The 23,431-nt window shown below is 69.0% G+C and carries 20 protein-coding genes and 8 pseudogenes; 11 read left to right on the forward strand and 17 right to left on the reverse strand.

The window, feature by feature from the left end; genetic code table 11:
- The first annotated feature begins 72 nt into the window (after positions 1–72).
- From AAFF41_RS49855 to AAFF41_RS49865, 3 genes and pseudogenes are all read left to right on the forward strand, one after another.
- Positions 73–1,668 carry an ISL3 family transposase gene (locus AAFF41_RS49855; protein WP_425526220.1) on the forward strand — a complete coding sequence of 532 codons (1,596 nt, stop codon included), beginning with the start codon at positions 73–75 and terminating at the stop codon, positions 1,666–1,668.
- Positions 1,669–1,746: 78 nt separating this feature from the next.
- Positions 1,747–2,010, forward strand: a pseudogene (locus tag AAFF41_RS49860) (transposase); the annotation flags it as partial.
- Positions 2,011–2,017: 7 nt separating this feature from the next.
- Positions 2,018–2,242: pseudogene (locus AAFF41_RS49865) on the forward strand (IS630 family transposase); the annotation flags it as partial.
- Between the two features lie 198 nt (positions 2,243–2,440).
- Here AAFF41_RS49865 and AAFF41_RS49870 read toward each other — a convergent pair.
- A complete protein-coding gene (locus AAFF41_RS49870; protein ID WP_343326184.1) occupies positions 2,441–3,301 on the reverse strand; it encodes a DUF3592 domain-containing protein in 861 nt (286 codons plus the stop codon).
- 147 nt (positions 3,302–3,448) lie between these two features.
- Complete coding sequence (locus AAFF41_RS49875) at positions 3,449–3,610, reverse strand: hypothetical protein (RefSeq protein ID WP_319754846.1); 162 nt, start codon at positions 3,608–3,610, stop codon at positions 3,449–3,451.
- A gap of 57 nt (positions 3,611–3,667) precedes the next feature.
- Between AAFF41_RS49875 and AAFF41_RS52075 the strand changes: the two are divergent.
- Positions 3,668–4,660: pseudogene (locus AAFF41_RS52075) on the forward strand (MobF family relaxase); the annotation flags it as partial.
- Here the strand turns inward: AAFF41_RS52075 and AAFF41_RS52080 are convergent.
- The 3 genes and pseudogenes from AAFF41_RS52080 to AAFF41_RS49895 all read right to left on the reverse strand — a co-directional run bounded on the left by AAFF41_RS52080 (position 4,653) and on the right by AAFF41_RS49895 (position 6,023).
- A complete protein-coding gene (locus AAFF41_RS52080; RefSeq protein WP_415926098.1) occupies positions 4,653–4,820 on the reverse strand; it encodes a hypothetical protein in 168 nt (55 codons plus the stop codon). The pseudogene AAFF41_RS52075 and the gene AAFF41_RS52080 sit on opposite strands and share 8 nt — an antisense overlap.
- 212 nt (positions 4,821–5,032) lie before the next feature.
- Positions 5,033–5,236, reverse strand: a complete 204-nt coding sequence (locus tag AAFF41_RS49890) for a hypothetical protein (RefSeq protein ID WP_319754844.1) — start codon at positions 5,234–5,236, stop codon at positions 5,033–5,035.
- A 66-nt stretch (positions 5,237–5,302) separates the two neighbouring features.
- Positions 5,303–6,023 (reverse strand): annotated as a pseudogene (locus tag AAFF41_RS49895) (IS6 family transposase).
- Between the two features lie 106 nt (positions 6,024–6,129).
- Between AAFF41_RS49895 and AAFF41_RS49900 the strand changes: the two are divergent.
- A complete protein-coding gene (locus tag AAFF41_RS49900) occupies positions 6,130–7,647 on the forward strand; it encodes a YcxB family protein (protein ID WP_343326185.1) in 1,518 nt (505 codons plus the stop codon).
- 2 nt (positions 7,648–7,649) lie between these two features.
- Here AAFF41_RS49900 and AAFF41_RS49905 read toward each other — a convergent pair whose 3' ends face one another.
- The 3 genes from AAFF41_RS49905 to AAFF41_RS49915 all read right to left on the reverse strand — a co-directional run bounded on the left by AAFF41_RS49905 (position 7,650) and on the right by AAFF41_RS49915 (position 11,523).
- Entirely contained in the window at positions 7,650–8,723 is a 1,074-nt protein-coding gene (locus AAFF41_RS49905; RefSeq protein ID WP_343326186.1) for an aldo/keto reductase, read from the reverse strand.
- A 261-nt stretch (positions 8,724–8,984) separates the two neighbouring features.
- The gene (locus tag AAFF41_RS49910) at positions 8,985–9,971 is read right to left on the reverse strand and encodes a zinc-dependent alcohol dehydrogenase family protein (protein ID WP_343326187.1); all 987 of its coding nucleotides are present in this window, start codon (positions 9,969–9,971) and stop codon (positions 8,985–8,987) included.
- Positions 9,972–10,041: 70 nt separating this feature from the next.
- A complete protein-coding gene (locus AAFF41_RS49915) occupies positions 10,042–11,523 on the reverse strand; it encodes an MFS transporter (protein WP_343326188.1) in 1,482 nt (493 codons plus the stop codon).
- Between the two features lie 85 nt (positions 11,524–11,608).
- Between AAFF41_RS49915 and AAFF41_RS49920 the strand changes: the two genes are divergently transcribed.
- From AAFF41_RS49920 to AAFF41_RS49930, 3 genes and pseudogenes are all read left to right on the forward strand, one after another.
- Positions 11,609–11,995, forward strand: coding sequence for a MarR family winged helix-turn-helix transcriptional regulator (locus AAFF41_RS49920; protein ID WP_343326189.1), 387 nt, complete (start codon positions 11,609–11,611; stop codon positions 11,993–11,995).
- Between the two features lie 24 nt (positions 11,996–12,019).
- A pseudogene (locus tag AAFF41_RS49925) lies at positions 12,020–12,415 on the forward strand (NAD(P)H-dependent oxidoreductase); the annotation flags it as partial.
- 163 nt (positions 12,416–12,578) lie between these two features.
- Positions 12,579–12,724: pseudogene (locus tag AAFF41_RS49930) on the forward strand (IS1380 family transposase); the annotation flags it as partial.
- Between the two features lie 211 nt (positions 12,725–12,935).
- Here AAFF41_RS49930 and AAFF41_RS49935 read toward each other — a convergent pair.
- Together AAFF41_RS49935 and AAFF41_RS49940 are read right to left on the reverse strand one after the other, a co-directional pair.
- Positions 12,936–14,180, reverse strand: a complete 1,245-nt coding sequence (locus tag AAFF41_RS49935) for an IS110 family RNA-guided transposase (RefSeq protein WP_343326190.1) — start codon at positions 14,178–14,180, stop codon at positions 12,936–12,938.
- A gap of 545 nt (positions 14,181–14,725) precedes the next feature.
- Positions 14,726–15,565 carry an alpha/beta fold hydrolase gene (locus AAFF41_RS49940; RefSeq protein ID WP_343326191.1) on the reverse strand — a complete coding sequence of 280 codons (840 nt, stop codon included), beginning with the start codon at positions 15,563–15,565 and terminating at the stop codon, positions 14,726–14,728.
- Between the two features lie 212 nt (positions 15,566–15,777).
- Between AAFF41_RS49940 and AAFF41_RS49945 the strand changes: the two are divergent.
- A pseudogene (locus AAFF41_RS49945) lies at positions 15,778–17,180 on the forward strand (IS1380 family transposase).
- Between the two features lie 214 nt (positions 17,181–17,394).
- On the opposite strand, the pseudogene AAFF41_RS49950 reads toward AAFF41_RS49945, so the two are convergent.
- A pseudogene (locus AAFF41_RS49950) lies at positions 17,395–17,578 on the reverse strand (hypothetical protein); the annotation flags it as partial.
- A gap of 400 nt (positions 17,579–17,978) precedes the next feature.
- Here AAFF41_RS49950 and AAFF41_RS49955 point away from each other — a divergent pair.
- The gene (locus AAFF41_RS49955; RefSeq protein ID WP_319754677.1) at positions 17,979–18,188 is read left to right on the forward strand and encodes a hypothetical protein; all 210 of its coding nucleotides are present in this window, start codon (positions 17,979–17,981) and stop codon (positions 18,186–18,188) included.
- Between the two features lie 118 nt (positions 18,189–18,306).
- Positions 18,307–18,942, forward strand: coding sequence for a VOC family protein (locus tag AAFF41_RS49960; RefSeq protein ID WP_319754678.1), 636 nt, complete (start codon positions 18,307–18,309; stop codon positions 18,940–18,942).
- A 274-nt stretch (positions 18,943–19,216) separates the two neighbouring features.
- Here the strand turns inward: AAFF41_RS49960 and AAFF41_RS49965 are convergent, their stop codons facing one another.
- The 6 genes from AAFF41_RS49965 to AAFF41_RS49990 form a co-directional block, all read right to left on the reverse strand.
- Complete coding sequence (locus AAFF41_RS49965; RefSeq protein ID WP_319754679.1) at positions 19,217–19,591, reverse strand: hypothetical protein; 375 nt, start codon at positions 19,589–19,591, stop codon at positions 19,217–19,219.
- Positions 19,591–20,676 (reverse strand): cytochrome b N-terminal domain-containing protein, encoded by a 1,086-nt coding sequence (locus tag AAFF41_RS49970; protein ID WP_343326192.1) that lies wholly within the window; start codon positions 20,674–20,676, stop codon positions 19,591–19,593. Before AAFF41_RS49970 ends, AAFF41_RS49965 begins: the two co-directional genes overlap by 1 nt.
- The gene (locus tag AAFF41_RS49975; RefSeq protein ID WP_319754681.1) at positions 20,673–21,275 is read right to left on the reverse strand and encodes a hypothetical protein; all 603 of its coding nucleotides are present in this window, start codon (positions 21,273–21,275) and stop codon (positions 20,673–20,675) included. Before AAFF41_RS49975 ends, AAFF41_RS49970 begins: the two co-directional genes overlap by 4 nt.
- A 232-nt stretch (positions 21,276–21,507) precedes the next feature.
- Entirely contained in the window at positions 21,508–22,179 is a 672-nt protein-coding gene (locus AAFF41_RS49980; protein ID WP_319754682.1) for a class I SAM-dependent methyltransferase, read from the reverse strand.
- An 83-nt stretch (positions 22,180–22,262) separates the two neighbouring features.
- Positions 22,263–22,667, reverse strand: a complete 405-nt coding sequence (locus AAFF41_RS49985) for a cupredoxin domain-containing protein (protein ID WP_319754683.1) — start codon at positions 22,665–22,667, stop codon at positions 22,263–22,265.
- 74 nt (positions 22,668–22,741) lie between these two features.
- A complete protein-coding gene (locus AAFF41_RS49990) occupies positions 22,742–23,371 on the reverse strand; it encodes a hypothetical protein (protein ID WP_319754684.1) in 630 nt (209 codons plus the stop codon).
- Positions 23,372–23,431: the final 60 nt, after the last annotated feature.

Below are 23,431 nucleotides of genomic sequence, written 5' to 3' on the forward strand. Positions count from 1 at the left end.
GGTCTGTACGGGTCTTCGGGTCTGGCCCGTAGTCGGTGGTGACGTCGCGTAGCCGTCCTTGATCATGATCTTGTGGTGGATAGCAACTTCCTTATGGGGACGGTGTTTTCCGGGCTGTCGGCGCTGGTCGTCGAGGACGTGGTGGACGGCGGTGACGCGGTGGTGGTCACGGCTCGCACTCGGGATGCGACGGTGCCGTGTCCGGTGTGCCGGACGCCGACGGCGAAGGTGCACGGGTATCACCGCCGGTCAGTGACGGACGTGCCGGTCGACGGCCGCCGGGTCATCATCCACCTGCGCGTACGGCGGCTGGTCTGTCCGGTCCTGGGCTGCCGACGGCAGACCTTCCGCGAGCAGATTCCCGGACTGCTGGAGCGCCATCAGCGTCGCACGGTGCGGCTTGCCTGGCAGATATCCCAGGTGGCGCGGGAGTTATGCGGCCGGGCGGCCGCACGCCTCGCCGGCCTGCTGGCCGTGCCCGTTTCCCGCAGTACCGCACTGCGCCATCTGCGACGCCTGCCGCTGCCGCAGCAGGCGGTCCCGCGGGTGATCGGCGTGGACGATTTCGCCCTGCGCCGCCGCCACCGCTACGCCACGATCATCACGGATGCCGAAACCGGCCGACGCGTCGCGGTCCTGCCCGAAACCGGCCGACGCGTCGCGGTCCTGCCCGAAACCGGCCGACGCGTCGCGGTCCTGCCCGACCGCGAGAGGGCCACCCTGGAGTCCTGGCTGCGCAAACATCCTGGTGTCGAGGTCGTGTGCCGCGACGGCTCCGCCACTTACGCCGAGGCCATCCGCCGTGCCCTGCCCGACGCGGTGCAGGTCAGCGACCGATGGCACCTCTGGAGAAACCTCTGCGACAAAGTCCAGCTCGAGGTCCGCGCGCACACCGGCTGCTGGGCCACCATCAACCCGCCCCGCCCCGGCGGAGTACGCGAGCAGACCACCCGCGAACGCTGGAACAAGATCCACGACCTCCTCGGCCAGGGCATCGGCCTGCTCGACTGCTCCCGCCGCCTCGGCCTGGCCCTGAACACCGTCAAACGCTACGCCCGCAGGCCCGAACCCCAGGCCCTGCGCATCGCCCCCGCCTACCGGCCCACCCTCGTCGACCCCTACCGCGACCATCTGCGCGCCCGCCGCGCGGCCGATCCAGCAGTTGCTGTCACCCAACTGCTGGGGGAGATACGAGAGTTGGGCTACACCGGCAGCGCGAACCTGCTGGTCCGCCACCTCAACCAGGGCCGCGCTGAAGGCGACCGTCCCGTCACCACCCCACGTCACGCCAGCCGCCTCCTGCTTACCAACCCCGAAAACCTGCGTCCGAAGGAAGCGACCCTGCTGGAGAAGATCGCCAATGCCTGCCCGGAGATGACCGCACTCGCCGATCTCGTAGGCGGCTTCGCCACCCTGCTGAAACCGGCCGAGGGCAACGACGTGAAACTCACCGAGTGGATCACGGCCGCCCGTGCCGTCGACCTACCCCACCTGCGCAGTCTCACCAACGGCCTCGAAATCGACCGGCCCGCCGTGAACGCCGGCCTCACGCTGCCCTACCACAACGGCCGCACCGAAGGCGTCAACACCCGCACCAAGAGGATCATGAGACAGATGCATGGACGCGCCGGATTCGACCTCCTCCGCCACCGCATCCTCCTACCCTGACGGACACCCAGCGTCACCACCGACTACGGGCCAGACCCCGGTCTTCGGTGTAACTCCCGATCATGGAAGTAGCACCTGATGAGCGACATGACTGTCTCTGCCGAGGCGGTTGTAGAGGCCCGGCCGGTCGAGTTGTCGGCGGACGTGCTGGACGAGCAGTTGATCGGGCAATTGGTCGACCGGGCCCGCGCGAGCGGGCTGCAGTTGACCGGCGAGGGCGGGCTGCTGCAGCAGCTGACCAAGCGTGTGCTGGAGTCCGCCCTGGAGGGCGAGATCACCGACCACCTCGGCTACGAGCAGCATGATCCGGCTGGCGCCGGCAGTGGCAACAGCCGCAACGGTGATCGAGGCCCGGCAGGGGCTGACTGTCTTCCGCTTCCCCGCCTACCCGCCCGACCTCAACCCGGCCGAGGGTGTGTGGGCGCATCTGAAGAACAGTCTGGGCAACCTCGCCCCGTGCAGCCTCGACGGGCTTGCCGCACTGGCCCGCACCCGCCTGAAACGGATGCAGTACCAGCCTGGCCTGCTGGACGGTTCCATCGCCAAGACCGGACTGATCCCTGCCTCGCCGTGACGTCACCTGGCAACCTCAGTAGCAGCCCCACGCCGATCCCACGGAGCCGCCACGGCCGATTGGCAGAGTCCACTCACCCCTCAGGCGTGGGTGTCATTCCGCTACGACGGCTTACCCTCGGAGCTGACGCATCCGGCTTCCGCATGACCCCTGGCATGCAGCCACTGGCGGGCCCCGCACAGCCCAGAAGCGAACGGCTCAGAAGCCCGACAGCAGATCGGACAACGGTACGAGGGTCATTGCAGCTCCGGCCACGAACATCGGGACGCCCAGCACGACACAAAAGACAGTCACAAGAGCAGAGGCCCCTGCATGTCCGTGCACACGTGATCGAGTTGGACGCGAAGGATCGTAGGTGATCTCGATGGACTCTTCGCTGCCGAACATCCCTCGATGTCGGTGGACACCCCCGTCCATGTCTGTGAACTCGTAGACGTACGCGACAATGCTCCCCTCCGAGTCGACCTCCGTATCTACCAAGTCCCCCACTACCGTGATGCCGTGCCTTGGCAACACCAGGGCATCGCGGATGCCCGTCCAGAGCGTGTGCACGCACATGGCACCCGGCAGCGTGAACAGCGGCGCGACGGCCCACAAAACAGAATTGCGTTCTGTGTCCTCGCCGCGGACGATGATCGCTCCCAGCAGCAGCGCCCAGACCCCGGCTCCGATGAGCAATTTCCGCTGGAATTCGTCCATACGCTTCGGCTTGGCCGGAAGGGGTTCCACGCGGACAAGCCGCGAGCCGTCGCTTCGAGGTTCATCGGCATCCGTGATCGGCACGACCTTCGCAACCGTCGCGACGAAGGCTTGCACCGCCGACGGACTACCGCTGCGTATCGCATACCTCTCCGGCAGTGAACCGCAGGAAGTCAGCACTATAACCAGGGTTGCCCCGCGCGGACCTTCAGCTTCTACCCGCTCGATCGCCGACAGCGGGATCCGCTGTCGAACCCCGTCGCCGTCCAGCACCAACTCCCCTGAGCGCAGCCAGGCGCGCATCCCTTGCCCGCGCAGCACCACGTCAGCCCGGGGCTGCATTCTGTCGTGTTCCCCCATGCGTCGAACTGTAGCGCCATGCCAGATTCCGTCCGCCTCTCGGACGATGTGCAGGTTAAGTACTGAACCGGCTGCTGGCCGACCTGCCAAAAGGGTCACCCCGCAGCGAGAAACTCAGTAGCCGTGCGCAGCATTCGCACGACGTCGTCACTCGAAGCCGTACCGGTCCTTGATCACATCCTTGAACTGTTCGAGCCGGGCGGTCTCGCAGCCAGCACAGCGGTACGCCTTGATCCACATGCGGGCCGGATGGGACAGCTGAGCGGAGGGGCGGGTGTGGCCGTACTCCAGCGAAGCGGCGGATGGCACAGCGGGCAGGGGGCTCCGTGCAAGGGTTCTTCGATCATGGACCGGACTGTGCACAGGATCGACCAGCGGCTCATCGGCCGGCAGTCGACCCGCCGTCAGCAGATCGCGGACGCGCTGCCGGTCCTCATCGCCGACTACGAAGAGGCGCAGGGCACCCGTCGGGGGAGCGGGCCGCCTACGCGCTGGACCGGCAGGCCGCCGACCGGACACGCCCGCCGAAGCGAAGGGTGGCGCGGTCGCTGTCCGAGCTGTGCGACGGCTGGCGGCATTCGGCGATCCGGGCGTTCGGCGCCTGCACTGTGTACCGGCTGGCAGAGCGGGCGCGGGCGGCGGCCGCGGCGGTGTGAGCGCGGGTGCGGCCGGTGGTCGACAAAGCGCTGGCGGCCGTCGACATCACCGCCGTGGTGTACGTGATGCGCGGCGCGTTCCAGCACTGGCACCTGCTCGCCGAAGCCCGACGCCACCTCGCGCACACCCTGCGCGGCCGACCCCACGTACCCGGCCTGGACGAACAGATCGTGCAGACGGCCATCGACGACTACACCCGCCCGGTCGGCCAGAAGATGTTGACCGCCGATCTGCGCGCCCTGTACCCCAGCTACATCGAGGACCAGGCCGTGATCCGCCCGCTGACCCGCGCCCTCGGCGTCCCGCTACGAGAAGGCCCGCCTCGCCGCTGGCGCCTTGACCTCCCGCGTCCACGCGGTGCTCCGCTCGCACAGACTGGGCTCCCGCTCCCTGCCACACGCCGGCGCCGTGTCCGCTGGACCGCCGCCATGCTCGAGACGGGACTGGGGCGAGGCCCGTGCCGGGGGCGCGGTCCGCAAGGCGGGCCGGTACCTAGAGCAGATGACCGACGTCGCCACGGTGGACGAGAGCCGCCGGTTGATCGAGGCTGCCGCCAAGATGGCCGCCAAGCTCCAGGACGGCATGCGGGAACGCGCTGCCGCACACGGCCCCAGTCCGCAGCCCGTCACACCGCCCCACACTCAGTCGCCCGGAGTCCAGCCCCCGCCGGGCCCGGACATACCCACTGGAGGAGTCAGATGACCACGCCGCCCGACGACCCGAGGATCGAGGCCGTCGTCGCCCGCATGAGGGAAGCCGCCCAGGAGCGTGCCGCCATGCTCGGATCGCCGCCCTGGGAGCCGATCTGGAAGAGGCCCCGGACACCGAAGTCGAAAGCGGAGGAGAAGCGGGAGCTGCCCAAGCAACGACGGCGACTCCAGGACGCCGGACGGCGCCGCTTCTTCGCCGGCAGTCCCGCCGGCCTCGGTCCCGACAGAACCGCATCGGCAAGCGGCCGCGCGCCGCGATGCGCGGGCTCTGTCCCGAGTGCGGCACTCCAAGGCCTGGCTGTGGTGACGATGTCGTGCATCGTCCATCCCATGTCGTGCATCGGATGGACTTCACCCGGGCGGACTACGTGTCGTGTCTCGGGCGCGAAAGGTAGTCCGCCAGCCGCCGCTCCATGGCGCTCTGACGAGCCTGCTTCATCAGTGCGCCGTCGTAGGCCCGGGGGAGACCTTCCAGCATTTTGATGAACGGGCGGAGCGCTGCGGACAGCGACACGGCCACGAGGGCGTTCGGGTCGAGGGCCTTGAACTCCGTCGAGGGCGTTGTCACGTTGTTGAGTGCGTGACTGTCTGATGGTGCCTCGGGGCCTGGTGGGCCCACGTTCAGGGCCTGTGTTCAGGCCGTGGTGGGCCGGCTGGCAGCGCCGGTGATCTGGTCCCAGATGGCGAAGCGGATGGTCATTTCGGCTCGGTGTTGGGATGCGGTCATCAGGTGGCGGTGGGGCCGGAAGTGGGGTGAGATGCCGCTGAACGCGGACAGGAACCGCTGGGCCGCGCCCGTGCTGCGGAAGCCCTTCATCGCGCGTTCACGCTGGCGCGTGGGCTGGTGGCTGTTCTCCGCCCGGTTGTTCAGTCCCTTGTGGGAGCGGTGCTCAACGGAGGGCATGACCTCACGGTGGGCCGCACCGTTAGGAACGCAGCTTGTCCGTGACGACCACCCGCGGCACCGATCGGGTCTTCTTCATCAGCCTGCGGAAGAAGCGTCGAGCGGCGGCCTTGTCCCGCCGGATCTGGACGAGGATGTCGAGGACGTTGCCGTCCTGGTCGACAGCCCGCCACAGGTACTTCAGCTCCCGGTTGATCCTGACGAACACCTCGTCCAGGTGCCACTTGTCTCCGGGCCGGGGCCGGCGGCGGCGCAGTCCGTTCGCGTAGGCCTGGCCGAACTTGGCGCCCCAGCGGCGCACTGTCTCGTAGGAGACGATGACGCCGCACTGGAGCATCAGCTCCTCGACCTCGCGGAAGCTGAGCGGAAAGCGGCAGTACAGCCACACGCCGTGGGAGATCACCTCGACCGGGTACCGGTGCCCCCTGTACGACGGTGACGCGCTCCCCACGGACGACCCCCTCCCAGCATGATCAACCAGAAGATCATCCCACCCGGTCAGCCAACGTGACAGCGCCTGGCCGCTGTATGCAGGGGTGGTGGTCTTCGTTGCCTTCATGACTGCGGTGCCGTGGTTGCAGGCGAGCCGCCTCCACCGGCTCGCCGAACGGCAGGGGGACATCCGAGGGACGGTCGACGAGACCGGGGTCCGGCTCGCCACCGCGTACAGCTCGGCCAGCCACAACTGGCACCTCTACTCGCGCTATGTCGAGACGCCGGAGCTGTTCGTGCTTCTCAGCGCCGACAAGTCCGCCGTCGGCTTCGCCGTCCTGCCCAAGCGGGCCGCGGTGGACCCGGAGGAGGTGGACCGGCTGCGGGCGGTCCTCGACCGGCGACTCGTGCGCGCGGACGCCGCCGAGGCGCCCGGAAGCCCGCGGAGCCGGAGCCGGGGCCGGGCCGTCGGCCGCGGGGTCGCCTCCGTCGGACTGTTGCTGCTGGGGCTGCTGCTGTTCTTCTTCGCCTTCGCCGCCGTCCAACACGCCGCGCACCCAGGCCGCTTTCCCGGGATCCAGAAAAACTCCGCCCCGATATCGGCCGTCATGCCGGGGCGGGGGGCGCTTGCGGTCGCCGGGGCTTGGTGGCTCGTACGGCGGATGACCGCGGACCGCGAGGACCCGGCGGTGCACCAGGTCGACACGGACAAGGCCCGGCGCGGCCGACGCCGATATGCGAGCAACACCCTCGTCGACGTCGGCGAGGGCTCCAGCGGCCGTGCCCTGCGCCACGTCCTGGAGCTGACCGCGCAGGCGCGCACGACGCTGGAGCTGCTCGGCCGCCCCACGGCCAAGCTGCTGGTCGGCCACCGCGGTCTGGGCGGCGGCGAGAACCTGCGCGACTACGCCACCGGCAACGCTCTGGACGGGGTGATCCGACGCTGGCAGCGGCACACCCGCGCCGACGGCGTGGCCCTCCCGCAGCGGATCCACGCCCAGGCGCTGCGGCACAGCGCCCAGGCGCACCACGGCCGGGCGCGCAACAACCCCGGACCACCCACGAGCGGGACTACCAGCTCCTGGACGAGGAGGTCCGCGACGCCTCGCGCGGCGCGGTGGAGCTCGGGCTCGCGCAGGCCCTCGCCTCCGCCCGGCAGACGGTGGCCACGCGGCTGGTCGACCAGGTCGACGGCGACACCGAGGAAGCTGCCGAACTCGTGGCCAAGGAAACCGAGGTCGACACCGAGGTGGCGCGCCGGATCGTGGGCGGTCGGCTGCGCACCCCGGTCGCCTCATGCGCGGACTTCCACAACTCCGACCACGGCGCGGCCGGGATGCCGTGCGCGGTGTCGTTCCTGCGACGGCGGCACGACCGTCACCAAGGTCACCGACGGCCCGGTCGCCTCGACCACCCTTGACGGCTCGCGGCTGATCGTCGGCGGGCGGAGGTTCACAGCCGCCGACCTCGGCGGACTGCCCAGGTCGGTCTCCGACGTGCTGCGGGTGGGCGGGGCGCTCTACGCGGCCACCGCCGAGACCTCGCCGAACGGCCTGCTCAAGGGCGGCCGGGGCGTGCCGCGCAGCACCGACAACGGCCGCACCTGGTCAAGCGTGTCAGCCGGGCATTGGTCGGCCGCCTGAGATCATGCGACCGGGATCGCGGGCTCGTCGATCGCGTTGGCGTCACCGCCGCGGATGGGGCTCACGATCCACGCGTTCAGCTCGTGCGGTGTGCCGAGCCTGATCGCGCTCACCTCGTCGAGGCGGGCGAACTGCGCCTCGCTCAGCGTCACGTCCAGCGCGCCCAGGTAGTCGTCGAGTTGGGCGGCGCTGCGCGGGCCGATGATCGGCACGTATGCTGTGGCCGCTCGCGCGCCCTGCTGCCGCATCCAGGCGATGGCGACTTGGGAGGCCGCCACGTCGAGCTCGCCCGCGATGTCGAGGACGGTGTCGACGATCGCGGTCTTCTGCGCGGTGTCCTCGAAGAACCCGACGGCCTTGAGGTCGCTGATCCGGCCGGTGGCGCCCTGGCGGTACTTGCCGGTCAGCAGGCCGCCGCCGAGCGGGCTCCACAGCGTCGCGCCCACGCCGAGGGCCTGCGCCATGGGGAGCAGCTCCCGCTCGGCGGTGCGGTCGACCAGGCTGTACTCGACCTGGATACCGGCGACCGGGGACCAGCCGCGCAGCTCCGCGATGGCGGCGGCGCGCGACACCCGCCAGGCCGGGAAGTTCGACAGCCCGAAGTAACGGATCTTTCCGGCGCGGACCAGGTCGTCCAGGCCGCGCAGGATCTCCTCCATGGGGGTCAGGCCGTCAGGGGCGTGCACCCAGTACATGTCGAGGTGGTCGGTGTTCAGGCGGCGCAGGCTGGCCTCGAGAGCCTGGACCACGTATCGGCGGCTGTTGCCGGTGTTGGAGACGGTCTGTGGCCCGACGCCGTTCATGCTGTACTTGCCCGTCAGCACGAAGTGGTCGCGGTCGGCGCCCAGGAACTCGCCGAGCAGCTGCTCGGATTCGCCGGCCTGGTAGTTCTCGGCGGTGTCGATGAGCGTGCCGCCGGCTTCGGCGAACCGGTCGAAGATCTTGCGGGCCTCGGCGGGCTCGGCACCGGGGCCCCAGCCGCCGCCGGCGCGCCAGCCGGTGCCGAAATTGGCGGTGCCGAGGCCGTACTCGGACACGCGCAGGCCGTTGTTGCGGCCGAAAGTGGTGTATCGCATGGGTAACCATCTCCTTGAGACGAGTAACTTGCGTTGGGGCGAGAGGTGGTTCTTGGCGCCGACGAGCAGCGGACTACGTGGCGGTGAGGAGATCCGCTCGGGGTGCGACGGGTTCGACGGCGGGCGTGAGCGCGCGAACTGCCGGACTGCGCCCGGCTTTCACGTCGTCGGGCAGCGGTCACCCCGTGTGCCTCGTGAATGGTGACGGCCGGCTGGGTCAGGTGGGGTGGGCGGCCTCAACGGCCTGGGTCGGTTCGCGGGTCAGTGAGTCACGGTCACGATGATCTTGCCGATCTGGGAGCCGGATTCGAGACGACGGTGGGCCCCGACGATGTCCTCCAGAGGGAAGACGGTGTCGATGACGGGTCGCAGGGTCTTGCGGGCAAGGCCGTCGAGGACCCAGTCGACGGCGACTTTGCGGCGTTCGGTGTCGGTGGTGAGCTCGAAGACCTTGTATCCCCGGATGGTGAGGGTCTTGAAGATCAACCCCATCACCGGCACTGTCGTGGCCTCGCTGCTCAGCGCTCCGTAGATGATCACGGTCCCGCCGGGCGCGGCGGCGCCGATCAGGCCCGTCAGTGCAGGTCCTCCCACGGGGTCGAAGATGACGCGGGCGCCGTGGCCGTCGGTGAGTTCGTTTACGCGCGTGACCACGTCTTCCCCGTCCGTGACGATCACCGCTTCGGCGCCTTCGTCCAGGAGCCGCCGGCGCTTGGCGCTGGTGCGGGTCAGTGCCACGGGCCGGGCTCCCACGCTGCGGGCGATCTGGATCGCGGCCAGTCCGACGCTGCTGGAGGCGGCCGGAATGAGCACCGTGTCACCGGCTTTCAGGTCCGCGGTCTCGATGAGGGCGCCGTAGGCAGTCAGGTACTGCCCCCACAGGGCTGCGGCCTGCTCCCAGGACAGTGTGTCGGGGTGCTTGACCACGGCGGCGGCTGGCGCGATGGCCAGTTCGCCATGAATGCGGTATCCGGTCAGCGCGATGCTGGGGATCATGCTGACGGCATCGCCGACGGTGAAACCTTCGACGTTCGGGCCGATGGTGTCGACCTCACCGGATGCCTCCCATCCGATACCGGAGGGAAGCTCCACGAGGTGGTTGTTGCGGAGTATGGCATCGGCTCGGTTCAGGCCGAGGGCCCTGGTGCGTATGCGGATCTCGCCCGGCCCGGGGTCGCGGACCTCGAGGTCGTCCAGGGACAGGACCTCGGGGCCGCCGGTGGAGTGAAATCGGATGATCTTGCTCATGTGGGTGCTCCTGCCTTTCAAGTCTGTGGGAATCCGCGGGAAGAAGTGGCTCAGGCTCGCCAATCGGCCGCTACCCGGTGATCTCGGACACCTTGTCGAGCGCCGCTGGGGCGGCATTCCCGTCCGCCTGCGCGGTCGCCCTGCGGCGCCCCAGCGTTCCGGACAGGGCGGTGAGCAGGCCGATGGCCGCGAGTATGGTGACGGTGGTCATGGCGGGGGTGAAACCGGCGAGCAGGGCGTCGGGCCCGCTCTTGCCTTCGTTTCCTGCGGTGAGGACCGCGGTGACGATGGCGAGGCCGATCGCGCCGCCGATCTGCATGGAGGTGTTCAGCAGCCCCCCGGCCAGGCCTTGTTCGTGGTCAGGGATTCCCGAGGTTCCCTCGATCTGGAAGGGCGCGAACGCGAGTGTCATGCCGACGCTGAGCAGGAGCATGCTGGGCAGCACACCCACGGCGTAGGGGTGGTCCCGGGCGATGGCCAGGAAGAGCGCGTACGCGGCCACGTGCGTGATGACGCCGGCGATGATGCTGCGAGCGGTGCCGAATCGCGCGATCAGGTGCGGGATGCGCGGCGAGGCGACGGTGACGATGGCGGCGGCGGGAAGGAAGCCTAGCGCGGTCTGCAGCGCCGACCAGTGCAGTACCTGCTGGAAGTACAGCGTCGCCACGAACTGGAAGCCGACGTAGGCGCCGAAGAACACCGACAGGCCCACGTTGGCGCGCACCAGGGAGCTGGAGCGCAGGATGCCCAGACGGATCAGCGGCTTCGCGCCGCGGAGCTCGATCACTACGAAGGCGGCCAGCAGTGCGGCTGCGAGCCCGAACTGCACCACCGTGCTCGCCGTGGTCCAGCCCTTCTGCGGTGCTTCGACCACGACGTAGACGAGCAGCAGCATTCCAGCAACCAGGGTGAGTGCGCCGGGCAGGTCGTAGCTGCCGACCTTGCGCGGGCCGTCCTTGGGCAGGACGCGGATGGCCGCTGCCAGGGCGATCAGCGCCACGGGCACCGGCAGGAGGAAGGTCCAGCGCCAGCCGAGCTCGGTCAGTGCACCGGACAGCACCAGGCCGCTCGAGAAGCCGCTGGCACCCATGAGCGTGTAGATCCCGATCGCCTTGTTGCGGGCCGGCCCCTCGGCGAACGTGGTCGTGATGATGGACAACGCCGCGGGTAGGGTGAACGCCGCCGACACGCCCTTCAGGAGACGGGCGACGATCAGAAGGCTCCCGTCGTCGACCAGGCCGCCGGCCAGCGAGGTCAGGGCGAAGACGGCGACCGCCGTCAGGAAGACGCGGCGGCGGCCGAGGATGTCGGCAGCGCGTCCGCCGAGCAGCAGAAAGCCGCCGTAGCCCAGGACGTAACCGCTGACGATCCACTGCAGTGCGCTTGTGGACAGGCCGAGGTCGGCCTGGATCGAGGGCAGGGCGACGCCCACCATGTTCACGTCCAGCGCGTCGAGGAACCCGACGATCGAGACGGTGAGCAGAATGGCCCACAGCCGCGCGTTCCATGCGAGCGAGGACGTGGACAAGGGCGATGGTGCGGAAGGACTCATGCCGATACGCTGACATGCTCCTACTTCGAATGCAAGTGCATCTAATGCATATACATTAAATGTCGGTGCATGATACGGTGGCCGCATGAATGTTGGCGGCGAGCAGCAATTGGTCAAGGAGTGGCACGATCTCCTGGCCCGGCATGCCGTCGTGTACCAGACCCTCGAGCGCGAGCTGAAAGCACAGCACGGCATCGGGGTCAGCGAGTTCGAAGCCCTCGAAGCTCTCGCCTGCTCCGAGAACACCCAGTGCCGCGCGCAGGACCTCACCGACGTCGTGCACCTGAGCCAGAGTGCCGCGAGCCGGCTGATCGCCCGCATGGAACGCAACGGCCTCCTCGAGCGCGCCATGTGCGAAGCCGACCGCCGCGGGATCCTGGCCGTCCTCACCGAGGAGGGCCGCAAGCGTCACCTGGAGGCTCAGCCCACGCACCGCTCCGTGCTCGCCAGAACACTGCGAGACGCGGGCTGAGCGCTGCCCCGGCGCCAGGAGCGTGCCGACGTCGAGTGGGCCGACGCCGTGATCTTCGGTACTCCGACCTGCTTCGGCAACGTCTCCGCGCAGCTGAAGCAGTTCATCGACACCCTGGGCGGCCTGCGGGCCGAGGGCAAGCTGGCCAACAAGGTCTACAGCGGCTTCGTCTCCACAGCGACCGCGCACGCCGGCCAGGAGTCCACCCTGCTGGCGCTGTACAACTCGGTCCACCACTTCGGCGGCATCATCGCGTCACCCGGGTTCACCGACCCCGCCAAGTTCGTGGACGGCAACCCGTACGGCACCTCGCACGTGGACGGCCAGCTCAGCAACCCCGTCGACGACGTCACCCGCACCGCCGCGCGGATCCAGGCCGGGCGCGTCGTGCAGATCGCCGCACAGCTGAAGGCCGGCTGACCGCCTCGGTGGCACCCCGCGTACCCGGCCCCTCCTGCACGCATCGCCGCGGTAGGGGGCCGGGTGCACTTCGTCATCCGATCCGGCGGACGGACCAGGCCTGCGGGCCTCTCTCCGGTTTTCGGGAGGAGATCCTGGCGCAGTTGTGCCTCCAAGACGCCAAGGCGAGCTCCGGGACGGCGCCTGGGGCGCCGAGCTCGACGGCGACGTGCTCAAGGACTGGCCGAAGGGAATGTGGCTGATCGTCCGCCAAGAACGCCCGCACCCGGCGCCCAGTTGCGCTTCACGAACGCTGACGGACTGCGGCTGCCCTAATGGGCAGTCAAGCGGGTCATCACCGACCGACTCCGGAGCCGAGAAATCTGACCGCGGTAGGCCGTGGTTCTCGCTGCCAGTTCGGTGGCGAGGATGGGCAGGAAAGCCATGCGTCTGACGCGTAAATAGATCCTGGTCAGGGCGGGTGTGGGTAGGATTGTGCGCCCGGTGACCGTGGCGGGCCGCCGGGTGTCTGGGCTGCCGGTCAGGCGGCGGCCTCCCTCGGGTTGAGGGTGACGGTGTAGCCGAGTTGGTTGAGCTGGTTGACGGCCCGGCGGGTGGCGCGTTCGGGGTCGCGTTGGGTGTAGTAGGTGGCGCCGAGTTCCTGGTGGGGCACGTTGTCGGTGAGCATGTGCCAGAGCGCGGTGATGATCGAGTGCTCGACGGCGACCAGCGCCCTGAGCGGGCCGCGGCGGGCGGTCAGGCGCTTGTAACGGGCCTGCAGATAGGTGTCTTTGGTTTTCACGGCGCCGAACGCGGCGATGCCGAGGGCGCCCTTGAGGTAGGGGTTGCCGGGCCGGACTTTGGTGTTTTTGGTGCGGCCGGCGGACTCGTGGTGGCCGGGGCAGACCCCGGCCCAGGAAGCGAGGTGTTTGGCGGTGGCGAAGCGGTTCATGTCGCCGCCGGTCTCCGCGATGATCACTTCGGCGACGGCCCGGTTGATCCCGGGGATGGTGTCGAGCAGGTCGAGGGCGCCACGAAAGGGTGCCATTGCCTCCTCGATGCGTTCGGTGAGCTGCTCGATCATCGTGGTGAGCTGGTCGTACTGGTCCAGATGCAGGCGGGCCAGGAATGCGTGGTGCTCGCGGAACCGTCCGGTCAGGGCCTCGGTGAGTTCGGGGATCTTGTTGCGGAGCTTGCGTTTTGCCAGGTCCGCGAGGACCTGTGGGTCGGGTTCACCGCGGGTGAGGGCTTCGAGCATGGTGCGGCCGGAGACGCCCATGATGTCGGAGGCGACCGCGGAGAGTTTGATGCCGGTGTCCTCCAGCAGTTTCTCCAGCCGCTGGACCACGCGGCTGCGTTCACGGGTGGCGGTGGTCCGGGCGCGTGTGAGGTCCCGTAGTTCGCGGACCGGCTCGGGCGGCACGAAGGAGGGCCTCACCAGACCGTGGGCGCCGAGCTGGGCGAGCCAGGCCGCGTCCGAGACGTCCGTCTTGCGGCCGGGTAGGTTCTTGACCTGCCGTGCGTTGACGAGGATCACGTTCAACTCGCCGGCCGGCACGTAGTAGAAGGGCTTCCAGTAGTCCGAGGTCGCCTCGATCACCACCAGCGTCACCCGTGCGGCGAGCAGATGGTCCCGCAGGGCGAGGACCGCGTTCGTCGTCGATCCCCACGTGGTGGTCTCGGTCGTGAAGGACCCCCGCCGCTTCGTGCTCGGGGTACGGACACACGCCTTGGCGTCCTTCTTGCTGATATCGAGGCCCACGCAGCGTTCGTGCAGCACGTCCACGGCCTTGCTCCCTCCCGTGCCCAACAGTCGAGTACGCCGTTCCGGGAGGGCCAGGGTGAATCAGGAATTCTGACGCACGTGCTCACAGCAACACTCCACGGTTCCCGTGGACGGCCCCCAGCACCACGCTGACCTGCGAGCTCGCCGGCATCACAGAAATATCGGTTTCGTCCGGAACGGACACCACCACGATTCCGAACGGCATCACCCCAGGTCAGGGCGGACAGAAGCACCTCCGGCGCGCACTCGGGATTTACCACGCCCCCGGCGCGCACCGAAGGTGCGCTGGATCGCTGACCTGAGGTACCGAGCGTGACCACGGCTCCTCGCCGAGATGGGAGACGACTGCACACGGTTCGCCAACGCAGCCTCGCTGAAAGCGTGCCGGTTCTGCACAGGGACCGTCACGCCGATGCCGACCTGCGAGACCACGGCGGTGGGCCGCCAGATCGCGGCCCAACCGCCGGCCTGCTGATGTGGCTCCCGAAGGACCTGACCAGCGGCGACGGCGCTCAGCCGGGCCGCGGTCGCGAGCGCTACCCGACTCAACGCGTCGTCTTCCGACCGGGGTCAGTTCGACTCCACCAGTCGTTGACGATCCCGGCGTATTCCCCAGGGGCTTCCTCCCAGATCCAGTGGCCAGCGTCGACGACGTCGAGCTTGCTGTTGGGCAGGTACTGGTGCAGGTATTCGGCGTTTGCCACCGGCACCACCTGATCGTCGCGGCCAGCGATGACCTGTACGGGGGTCTGGATGCCGGGCAGCAACTCGCGCAGGACCGCCAGGTCCTGGCGGAAAGCACGCAGGTACGGCATCTGGTCGACCATCCGCTGGCCCACGTAAGAGCCGAGGTAGTCCTCGCGCACGATCTCCGGCATCTCGTAGCCCTTGATCTTGTCGATGGCGGCCGCCACGATGACCTTGGGGTCCAGCTTCCGGTACGGCGCTAGGTCTTTGGCGTGCACCCACTCGTGCAGCGGGCCTCCCAGCTGTAGCGGAGCCGCCGCCGCACCGCTGCCCACGACCGCGCTGCGGAACCGGTCGGGATGCTGGGCCGCGGCGAACAGGATCGCGCTGGTGCCGATATCCGGGCCCACGACATGTGGCATAGCCATGCCGAACTCGTCGGCGATCCGCACGATGAATTCGCCCATCGCCCTGGGCGTCAGCAGGTCCCCTCGGAGTTCGGAATGCCCGAACCCCGGCAGGTCCACCGCGACGAGGTGGGTGCGCTCGGCCAACCGCGACCAGGTTGCGTGGTAGGCGTAGAGGCTCTCCGGAAACGGGCTCAGCAGCAGTGCCTGCCCGTCATGGGGACCGTCGCTCTCGGCGTAGCGGATGGACAGCCCATCGATCCGCCGGAAGCGTGGTCTGATCTCACTCATGTGCTCGGCCTTGCCTTTCTTGATCCGACCCGGGCGTCGAGCAGGGAAGCCAGCTCCCCACCCCCAATGAGAGCATATGCTCATACTTTCCTCGGAGCTAACCTGCGCGTTTCACTTGCTGTGGGATCCGGATCGTGAACGGGAACGTGAAAGTGCCTTCTGAGCTGGGATGATGAGGCTTGTCTAGGGCTTCTGGGCTTCTGTCACCACAGGTGGAAGGCACTTTCTGCGTGCACACCACCCCGTTACGACCCAAGCTCGTCGTGTCGGCCGACGGCCGCGGGGGGGCAGCCACGCCGGGTCCCGGCTCCTGGCCGACCTCGCTGACGCCACCGGCCTGAGGGCTGCCTTCACCGAGGCATTGCGTGGGCTGCGCCCGCGTGGCACGGACACGACCCCGGCCGGGTCGCGGTCGATCTGGCGGTGATGCTCGCCGACGGCGGCCAGGCCACCTCCGACCTGGCCCTGCTGCGCGACCAGCCTGGCGTCTTCGGCCCGGCCGCACCACCCCCCACCCCCCACCGCCTGGCGCCTGCTGGCTGGCACCGACCCGGTCATGCTCGCCAGGTTGCGCTCGGCCCGGGCCGTCGCCCGGGAGGTTGCCTGGCTCCAGGCCGCCGAGACCGACCGCGCCGGCGGTCACGACCTGCCGGGCCTTGTCCTGGACATCGACGCCACCCTCATGACCTGCCACTCCGAGAAGGAACAGGCCGCGGCCACCTACAAACACGGGTTCTGCCACCCCCCGCTGCTGTGCTTGCTGGACAACACCGGCGAGGCCCTGGCTGGCGTGCTGCGGCCGGGCAACGCCGGCGCCAACACCGCCAGTGATCACATCACCGTCCTCGACCAGGCCCTGGCCCAGATCCCCGCCGCACACCGCCACGGCACCCCCATCCTGATCCGCACCGACAGCGCAGGAGGCGCCGAGGGCTGGCCCACCTGCAGGCCTTGCGAGACCGGGGCATCAACAGCTCCTTCTCCGTCGGCTACTCGGTCACCGAGCCGGTCCGCCGGGCGATCCGGGCCAGGCCCGACCAGTTCTGGCACCCTGCCCTGGAACAGGACGGAACACTGCGGGCAGGCGCCGAGGTCGCCGAACTGACCGGCATGGTCGACCTGGCCGGACACCCCGCAGGCACCCGGATCATCGTCCGGCGAACGCCCGTACCCCGGCGCGCAATTGTCACTGTTCGACCTCGACGCCGGCCTGCGCCATCAGGCATTCCTCACCGACACCCCCATCGGCGAAGGCTCCCTGCAGTTCCTGGAGGCCCGCCACCGCGGGCATGCCCGCGTCGAGGACCGCATCCACTGCGGCAAGACCACCGGGGTCGGCCGCTTCCCCTCCCGCCACTTCACGATCAACCAAGCGCGGCTGGAGCTGGCCCTGACCGCCATCGACCTGCTCGCATCGACCCAGACCCTCCTGCCGGACGGCGAGTTGGCCACCGCCGAACCGAAGAAATTCCGCTACCGCCTGCTGCACGGAGCAGCCCGTCTCATCTGCGGAGGGCGACGCCTCCGCCTGCAGATCGCCGCCACCTGGCCCTGGCGAAATGAGTTGACCAGGGCATTCACCCGCCTCGCGGCCCTGCCCAGACCCGCCATCTGACCTATGGACCAATCCTGTCCGCCCACGACCCGAGGATCTCTGGAGCACCCGACCCAGCGTCGGGCCAAAGCCATACGCACCCAGCAACAGACAGCGACGACCACCGAAAAGGAGGCAACAGCCCAGCTCGGCCCACCTCAACCGAAACAGCGAGGCTAACGCGGAGGTTCGCCGCGCTTGTCACCGAGACGTACGCCTGTCACGGCGCCAGCATGTACGCGGTCGTCGTCACGACGCCGAAACCGGCGGCGAACTGGGCGTAGATGCGACCCAGGCACAGGTAGCCGACTGCGAGAAGGGCCTGTCGGCCGGGCGCTCAGCCGGCGCAAGCCGGACCCGATCGCACGACGGCGCCGCCGCAGCGGCTCTGCGGGGACGGACGCGTCGACGCGCGACACGCGGCCGCGCTGCCGCTGACCCCGGACCTGCAGCCACGCGGCATGAGTCCCCTTGCCAACAAACGAATAGGAGTACGTACTCTTATTCGGGCAGGCTCTCCGGCCCACTCCCTTCCGCGCCTCGGACGGTGGCGATGCTGGACGCAGTTGTGGCCGTCACGCGCGACGGCCACCCCTCCACGGCGCGAAGTTGTGTCAGGGCGCCCCTCACCGGGGACATGCCGGGTGCGGCTTTTGACGCCCAGGTGGTCGCATGGTGGAAGAGCCGGCCTTGACTTGACGGCCGTCCTTTCCAGCGTCACCGCTCGCTGCCTTGTGATCGTTGAGCTCTATTCGGTGGCATGTAGCGAAGCAAGAGCACGTCTGAAACGACGAGCCGCTCACCTCCGGGGAAGGCGAAGTGATCGTCGATCTGGACTTCGTGCTGATCGGCCTCCGCAAGCGCCTCATGGACTCGCGCGCTCACCTCAGCCGCCCCGAACTGCTGTCCCTGCAGATCGACCGCAGCCTGACGGCCCATGTCCACCACCGTGGTGCAGTGGGCTCGCCTGCCCTGGCGGCCGACGAAGGCAACTCCGTCGAGAGCCACGGTACGAGCCCACGTTCGTAATGTCCTCGATGCGGGGAACCCGTACCTAGATCTTCGGGAAGCCACCCGAGTCACACCCAAATGCGGCCGGACAGAAGTGGCGTTAGCGTTGCAAAGAGAGGGCGTCAGGGAGGCCACGATGAGTACGACCGAGAAACCGGGCCGCGGCGCGAGTGAGACGGCGAACATGGAGAGGTTCGACACGAAGCTCGAAGTCATCAGTCTTCCGGTTTCGGACGTCGAGCGGGCGAAGGAATTCTACGTCAAAATCGGCTGGCGCCTCGACGACGCACCCCCCGGAATCGTCCACCTCACGCCGCCCGGCTCCGGCTCCTCCGTCATGTTCGGCACCGGCTTCACCAAAGCGGCACCTGGATCGTCCCAGGGCACGATTTTGACCGTCTCCGACATCGAGGTCGCGCGAGACCAGCTGGTCGCCGCAGGAGTGGACGTCGGCAACTTCTTCCACTTCAGCTCGGACGGCACGGCCGAAGGCCTCGACCCAGACCGTCGAAGCTACTTCTCGCTCTTCTCGTTCAGCGACCCGGACGGCAACACCTGGCTGGTGCAGGAACTCACCACGCGCCTTCCCGGCCGCATGGGCTCCGGGCCGACGACATACGCATCGGTGAGCGACCTGGAGGCCACGCTGCGGCGTGCTGAGGCGGCCCACGGGGAGCACGAGAAGCGCACCGGGCAGCGCGACGACAACTGGCCCGCCTGGTACGCCGAGTACATGGTGCGCGAGCAGACAGGCGAGGGACTTCCCACCTGACCGGTTTTGCCCGCCGGGACGTTGTGTTGGCGCTGCTGGCAAAGCACTCGAAGCCAAGCACGTACCCCTGCAACGCGGCGCTGAGGACCCCGCTATCCATCAGGTACTGGCCACCACCGTCCTAGCTCTCCGTGTCCGGCGCGGCATCCAGCACAGGCTGACCGGCCCTCGGGAGTCCCACGGCCCCCGGTACGACAGCGGCGCCGCGAGCCATGCATCAGCTCTGCCAACCGCAGCCCGACGCCGTCTTGGCCTGGTCGAGATGCGCCAGCGTTCAGGGGCTTCGTCGAGATGCGTCAGCGTTCAGGGGCTTCGTGGCGCGGACGATCGCGGTGTGCAGGCCGTCGGCGCGTGTCGCGGTGTTTTCGACGTCCGTGAACCCACCGGGGCCAGGCCCTTGCGGCACTCGGCAAACGACAGTGTGCCAGCGAGGCAGCCGGCGTACAGGCCGGCCGACGACCAGGGCCAGGATCCGCGCCGCCTGGACGGCGGATACGACCAGCACCAGGGCGCTGGTCAGGACGAGCAGCCCCGTGGCGGGCCCCGGGGCGGCACGCAGCCCCTCGTACAGGGCTCCCGACGCGCATACCGCCGCGGTGGCCAGGACCCAGAACCAGCGGTGCGCACGCCGCCCGGCGGTCGCGCTCATCAGTGGCCCTTGGGGTTGGCGATCCAGACCTCGATGGTGATCGCGGCGAGCGCCAGCAGCAGTACGGCGGCCGCGCCGAGGGCGAGTTTGCGTTCGCGCCACCTGCGTCTGGGGCTGCGGTCCAGGAACGGCACGAGGAGGATGAGTCCGAAGACGCCCGCGATGACCCATGCGATCGAGGCGACTCCGAACCATTCCTCCATCGGGAAGAACCACCAGAACATCCACAGGGGGCGGGTGATCTCGATCCCGTCGACCGGGGTCGGCCCGATCACCGGCGGTACCAGCACGCCGAGCATCGACAGCACCCCGAGCAGGACGAGCCCGAAGGCGGCCACGCGCCTGAGGTGGGCGGTGAACGGCTCGGCCGACTCGACGGCCGGCACCTGGATCTCGGGATGCGGGGAGATCCTGTGCCGCTTGATCAGCAGGGCGTGCCACACGAACAGCAGCAGAATCAGGCCGGGGACGATCACCACGTGGGCATTGAACAGACGCAGCAGGATGGACACCCGGTCGGTCAGCTTGTCCGTGAACCAGATACCGGCCCCGCCGAGCAGTTCGGCCACGTCCAGGTTGTGGATCAGGGCCTCGTAGCCCTCCTGGTCCCACTTCAGGACCGTGCCGGTGAAGACCGCCAGGAACGTCAGCAGGAACATCGCCGCGCCGACGACCCAGTTGCCCTCACGCGGCTTCTTGTACGAGGCGTGGAAGAACACGCGCAGCAAGTGGAGCAGCGCCAGGACGAACATCGCCTGCGCCGCCCAGAAGTGCAGTCCGCGGGCGAAGCTTCCCAGCCACACATCGGTCACCAGGTCACGTACCGACTGGTTCGCGTCCTCCGGGATCGGCGCGTAGAACTGCGTGATGTAGATCCCGGTGGCCAGGAGGATCACGAACGCCACTGCCGTGATGCCACCCAGGCTCCATGCCAGGTTGTTCGCGTGCTCGGGCACCGGATAGGTCAGTGCCTTGATGCCCATGCGTTCATCGATCGCGTCGACGGCGCGATGGAACCGCCCGCGATGCCCTTTTCCCGCCCTGGCCGGGGGCGCTGGGGTCGGTGAGGTGGAGTCGGCGGTCATCGTTTCCTGCCCTCTCGGTCCTCTTGCGCGGCGGCGCGGCGCTCAAGGTCCCGGATGCTGTGGCGGGGACGCAGCCGCACGGACAGCCACAGCCCGGCCACGATGGCGACGAGGGCCAGCGCGAACAGGGCGGCGTCGCCCGAATCGGCGATGCCACGTGCCGGCCGGAATTCGTCCAGCACCACGCTCGTCCCGGTCTCGGTACCCGTGACGAGCTTCCCCGCCTCCGGAGCGGACGGCAGCTTGCCGTCCAGTGAACGCAGCAGGAGCCCTCGGGCCTCCTGGAGGGAGGCCCCTCCGGGACCCGGGCTCTGGACGACGCCGCGGGCCTGTTCGACGAGCTTCAGATCGACGCCCTCCTTGTGCGGTGCCATGAGGGCGTCTTCAATGCGCTCAGCCACCTTGTCCTTACCGGCGTCGTTGGCGATCAGCGCGATGGCCTGCTCGACCAGCACCGCCGACTCGTCGCTCTCCCCCTCATGCGCCTCGGCCGCACCCGCAAGGAGCAGCAGAGCGAGGGTCGCGACCGAAAGGGTCGCAGGAGTTCGGGCAGCGACGCCTACCAGCACGCACGGGGTGCCGGGTGGCTCCTTGCTCATGGCGATCGCCTCCCACGGCCGGTGAGGGCGTTGCGCCGCTTTGACCAGCACGTGCCGAGTATGGGGCGGCCCATGAAGTCACTCTGTCGGTGACCCGCCAAGCCCGCAGGTTCATTCACTCCCATGGACGGTACGTGCGCCGCACCCCCCACCTGCGTGCCGGGCGCCTCGTGCACCGGCAGGCTCTCGGCGGTGACCACCGACTCGTCGACCTCCCCCGCGGGCAGGGTGATCACGATGCGCCTTGCGGTTCACGCCGGGCCGTGCCGAGGATGTGCGTGGCCGCGGGCAAGGGCAGTCGGGTGTCGGGGAAGGAGAACTTCTCCAGCTCGGTGAGGCGGAACCCGGCTGCGGCGATCGCGGCCCGGGTGTCGCGGCCGACATGGCAGCCGCCCATCAGCAGGGGCCAGACGGTAGCGTCCAGGACCTGCTGTGTGCGCCGCATCGCGGGCGAGTCGGCGCGTACGTGCTCGAAGAAGCGGAGTTGTCCGCCTGGCCGCAACACCCGGTGGAGTTCGGCGAGCGCGGCGTGCGGGTCGGCGACCGAGCACAGGGTCAGGCAGACGACGGCCGCGTCGAACGAGGTGTCCTCGGCAGGCAGTTGCTCGGCCCGTCCGTCCACTACCTGAACGGGAACCGCAGCGGATCGGGCGCTCTGGACGGCCAGCTCACGCAGGTGCGGCTCGGGTTCCACCGCAAGCAGCCGGGTTACCGTGCCGGGGTAGTGGGGGAAGTTCAGGCCGTTGCCCGCGCCGATCTCGATGACCTCGCCGGCCAGGCCCGCCAGCAGGCGCTTGCGGTGTTCTGTGACGCCCGCCTTCGCCAGGGCTGGACCGGCGACCTTGCTGTAGAAGCGGGAGAAGACCGGGTGCGAGGGGGTGGGTGGCCTCATCTGCTGGGGCATGACTTGTCACCGACTCATCTCTACGGGGCTCACAGCGTCGTGGGCAGGGCCTGGGATCGGCGCGCGGGCTCGCCGCCTGGGTGTCAGCCCACCGTGAGGGTGCCCTTCATGTTCGGGTGGATGGTGCAGATGTAGGAGTAGCCGCCGGGTGCGGACGGTGCGGTGAAGGTGGCCGTTGCGTCGCCTGCGATGCTGCCGGTGTCGAACTTCTTGTCCCCGGTCGCGGTCACGGTGTGCGTTACGGAGTCGCGGTTGACGACGGTGATCTTCGTTCCGGGGCGTACGCGGAGGTTCGCCGGGGTGAAGGCGAAGTTCTCGATCACGATGCGTGCCGCGGCGGGGCCGGTGCTGGAGGCGGCGGGCGGGGCGCTGGTGGTGGCCGGGTTGTTGCCGTTGCCGCCGTTCGAGCAGCCGGCCAGGGCCAGCAGGGTGCAGGCGCTCGCCAGGGCAGCGGCGGTGTGGCCCCGGTGCAGTGGGGTGAAGGTCATGCGGGGCGGGCCTTTCGGGCGGGGACTGCGGGGCGGGCACGGCTGTCGGCCGGCGATCGCATTCAGGTTCGCTCTCACTGGCGGTGCTCGGGCGGGTCGTACCGCCGTCTGCTTCGCCCGCTCACCCACGGGGGTGGGCTCTCTGTCCGGCAGTAGGTGTTACCTGGGGTGGTGGCGGTGCGGCGGAAGAGGACGGCTGCGGCGACGGTGAGCCCGGTCAGCCAGGCGAGGGCGATGAGCAGGGGGCCGGTTTCGTCGAAGGTGGGGGTGAGGGCTGCGTCGATCAGGACGCGGGTGGCGCCGTAGCCGGGCAAAGCGTGCGCCCAGCCAGATGGGGCGGGGCGGAGTATGGGGCTTTGTTCGATGCCCAGGTCTATGAAGGGCACCAGGAAGGCGACGAGTAGCCCACCCACGCGGCCGAACAGCGGGCCGAGCAGGACGCCGATGAGGCCATAAGTGAGGGCGATCAGGACGTTCGCGGCTATATAGCGGCCCCATTGGCGGGCGTCGAAAACGGTGGCGGTCACCACGGGGGAGGCTGCGGTGGCCAGCAACGCGCCGAGGACCACCACGGTCAGGCGGGAAGCGTGCAGAGCGGCGGGGCGGAACCCGGCGAGGGACAGACGCTGGTCACCCGCGCGGGCGTCCAGGACGGTGAACAGACCGGCGAGTGTGGCCAGGGATGCGATGGCGATCGGCGACATGGTGCCGCCATGGATGTCGGGCAGTCACGCCCGCTGGACAAGAGTGCGGCCGCCCTCGCG

The organism is Streptomyces mirabilis, assembly GCF_039503195.1.
GTDB classification, from domain to species: Bacteria; Actinomycetota; Actinomycetes; order Streptomycetales; family Streptomycetaceae; genus Streptomyces; species Streptomyces mirabilis_D.

What these genes read in the sequence shown, in the direction of transcription:
- AAFF41_RS49870 (WP_343326184.1), bottom strand. Translation starts at nt 3,301, where the DNA reads ATGGGGGAACACGACAGAATGCAGCCCCGGGCTGACGTGGTGCTGCGC.
- AAFF41_RS49900 (WP_343326185.1), top strand. Translation starts at nt 6,130, where the DNA reads ATGACTGCGGTGCCGTGGTTGCAGGCGAGCCGCCTCCACCGGCTCGCC.
- AAFF41_RS49905 (WP_343326186.1), bottom strand. Translation starts at nt 8,723, where the DNA reads ATGCGATACACCACTTTCGGCCGCAACAACGGCCTGCGCGTGTCCGAG.
- AAFF41_RS49910 (WP_343326187.1), bottom strand. Translation starts at nt 9,971, where the DNA reads ATGAGCAAGATCATCCGATTTCACTCCACCGGCGGCCCCGAGGTCCTG.
- AAFF41_RS49915 (WP_343326188.1), bottom strand. Translation starts at nt 11,523, where the DNA reads ATGAGTCCTTCCGCACCATCGCCCTTGTCCACGTCCTCGCTCGCATGG.
- AAFF41_RS49920 (WP_343326189.1), top strand. Translation starts at nt 11,609, where the DNA reads ATGAATGTTGGCGGCGAGCAGCAATTGGTCAAGGAGTGGCACGATCTC.
- AAFF41_RS49940 (WP_343326191.1), bottom strand. Translation starts at nt 15,565, where the DNA reads ATGAGTGAGATCAGACCACGCTTCCGGCGGATCGATGGGCTGTCCATC.
- AAFF41_RS49960 (WP_319754678.1), top strand. Translation starts at nt 18,307, where the DNA reads ATGAGTACGACCGAGAAACCGGGCCGCGGCGCGAGTGAGACGGCGAAC.
- AAFF41_RS49965 (WP_319754679.1), bottom strand. Translation starts at nt 19,591, where the DNA reads ATGAGCGCGACCGCCGGGCGGCGTGCGCACCGCTGGTTCTGGGTCCTG.
- AAFF41_RS49970 (WP_343326192.1), bottom strand. Translation starts at nt 20,676, where the DNA reads ATGACCGCCGACTCCACCTCACCGACCCCAGCGCCCCCGGCCAGGGCG.
- AAFF41_RS49975 (WP_319754681.1), bottom strand. Translation starts at nt 21,275, where the DNA reads ATGAGCAAGGAGCCACCCGGCACCCCGTGCGTGCTGGTAGGCGTCGCT.
- AAFF41_RS49980 (WP_319754682.1), bottom strand. Translation starts at nt 22,179, where the DNA reads ATGCCCCAGCAGATGAGGCCACCCACCCCCTCGCACCCGGTCTTCTCC.
- AAFF41_RS49985 (WP_319754683.1), bottom strand. Translation starts at nt 22,667, where the DNA reads ATGACCTTCACCCCACTGCACCGGGGCCACACCGCCGCTGCCCTGGCG.
- AAFF41_RS49990 (WP_319754684.1), bottom strand. Translation starts at nt 23,371, where the DNA reads ATGTCGCCGATCGCCATCGCATCCCTGGCCACACTCGCCGGTCTGTTC.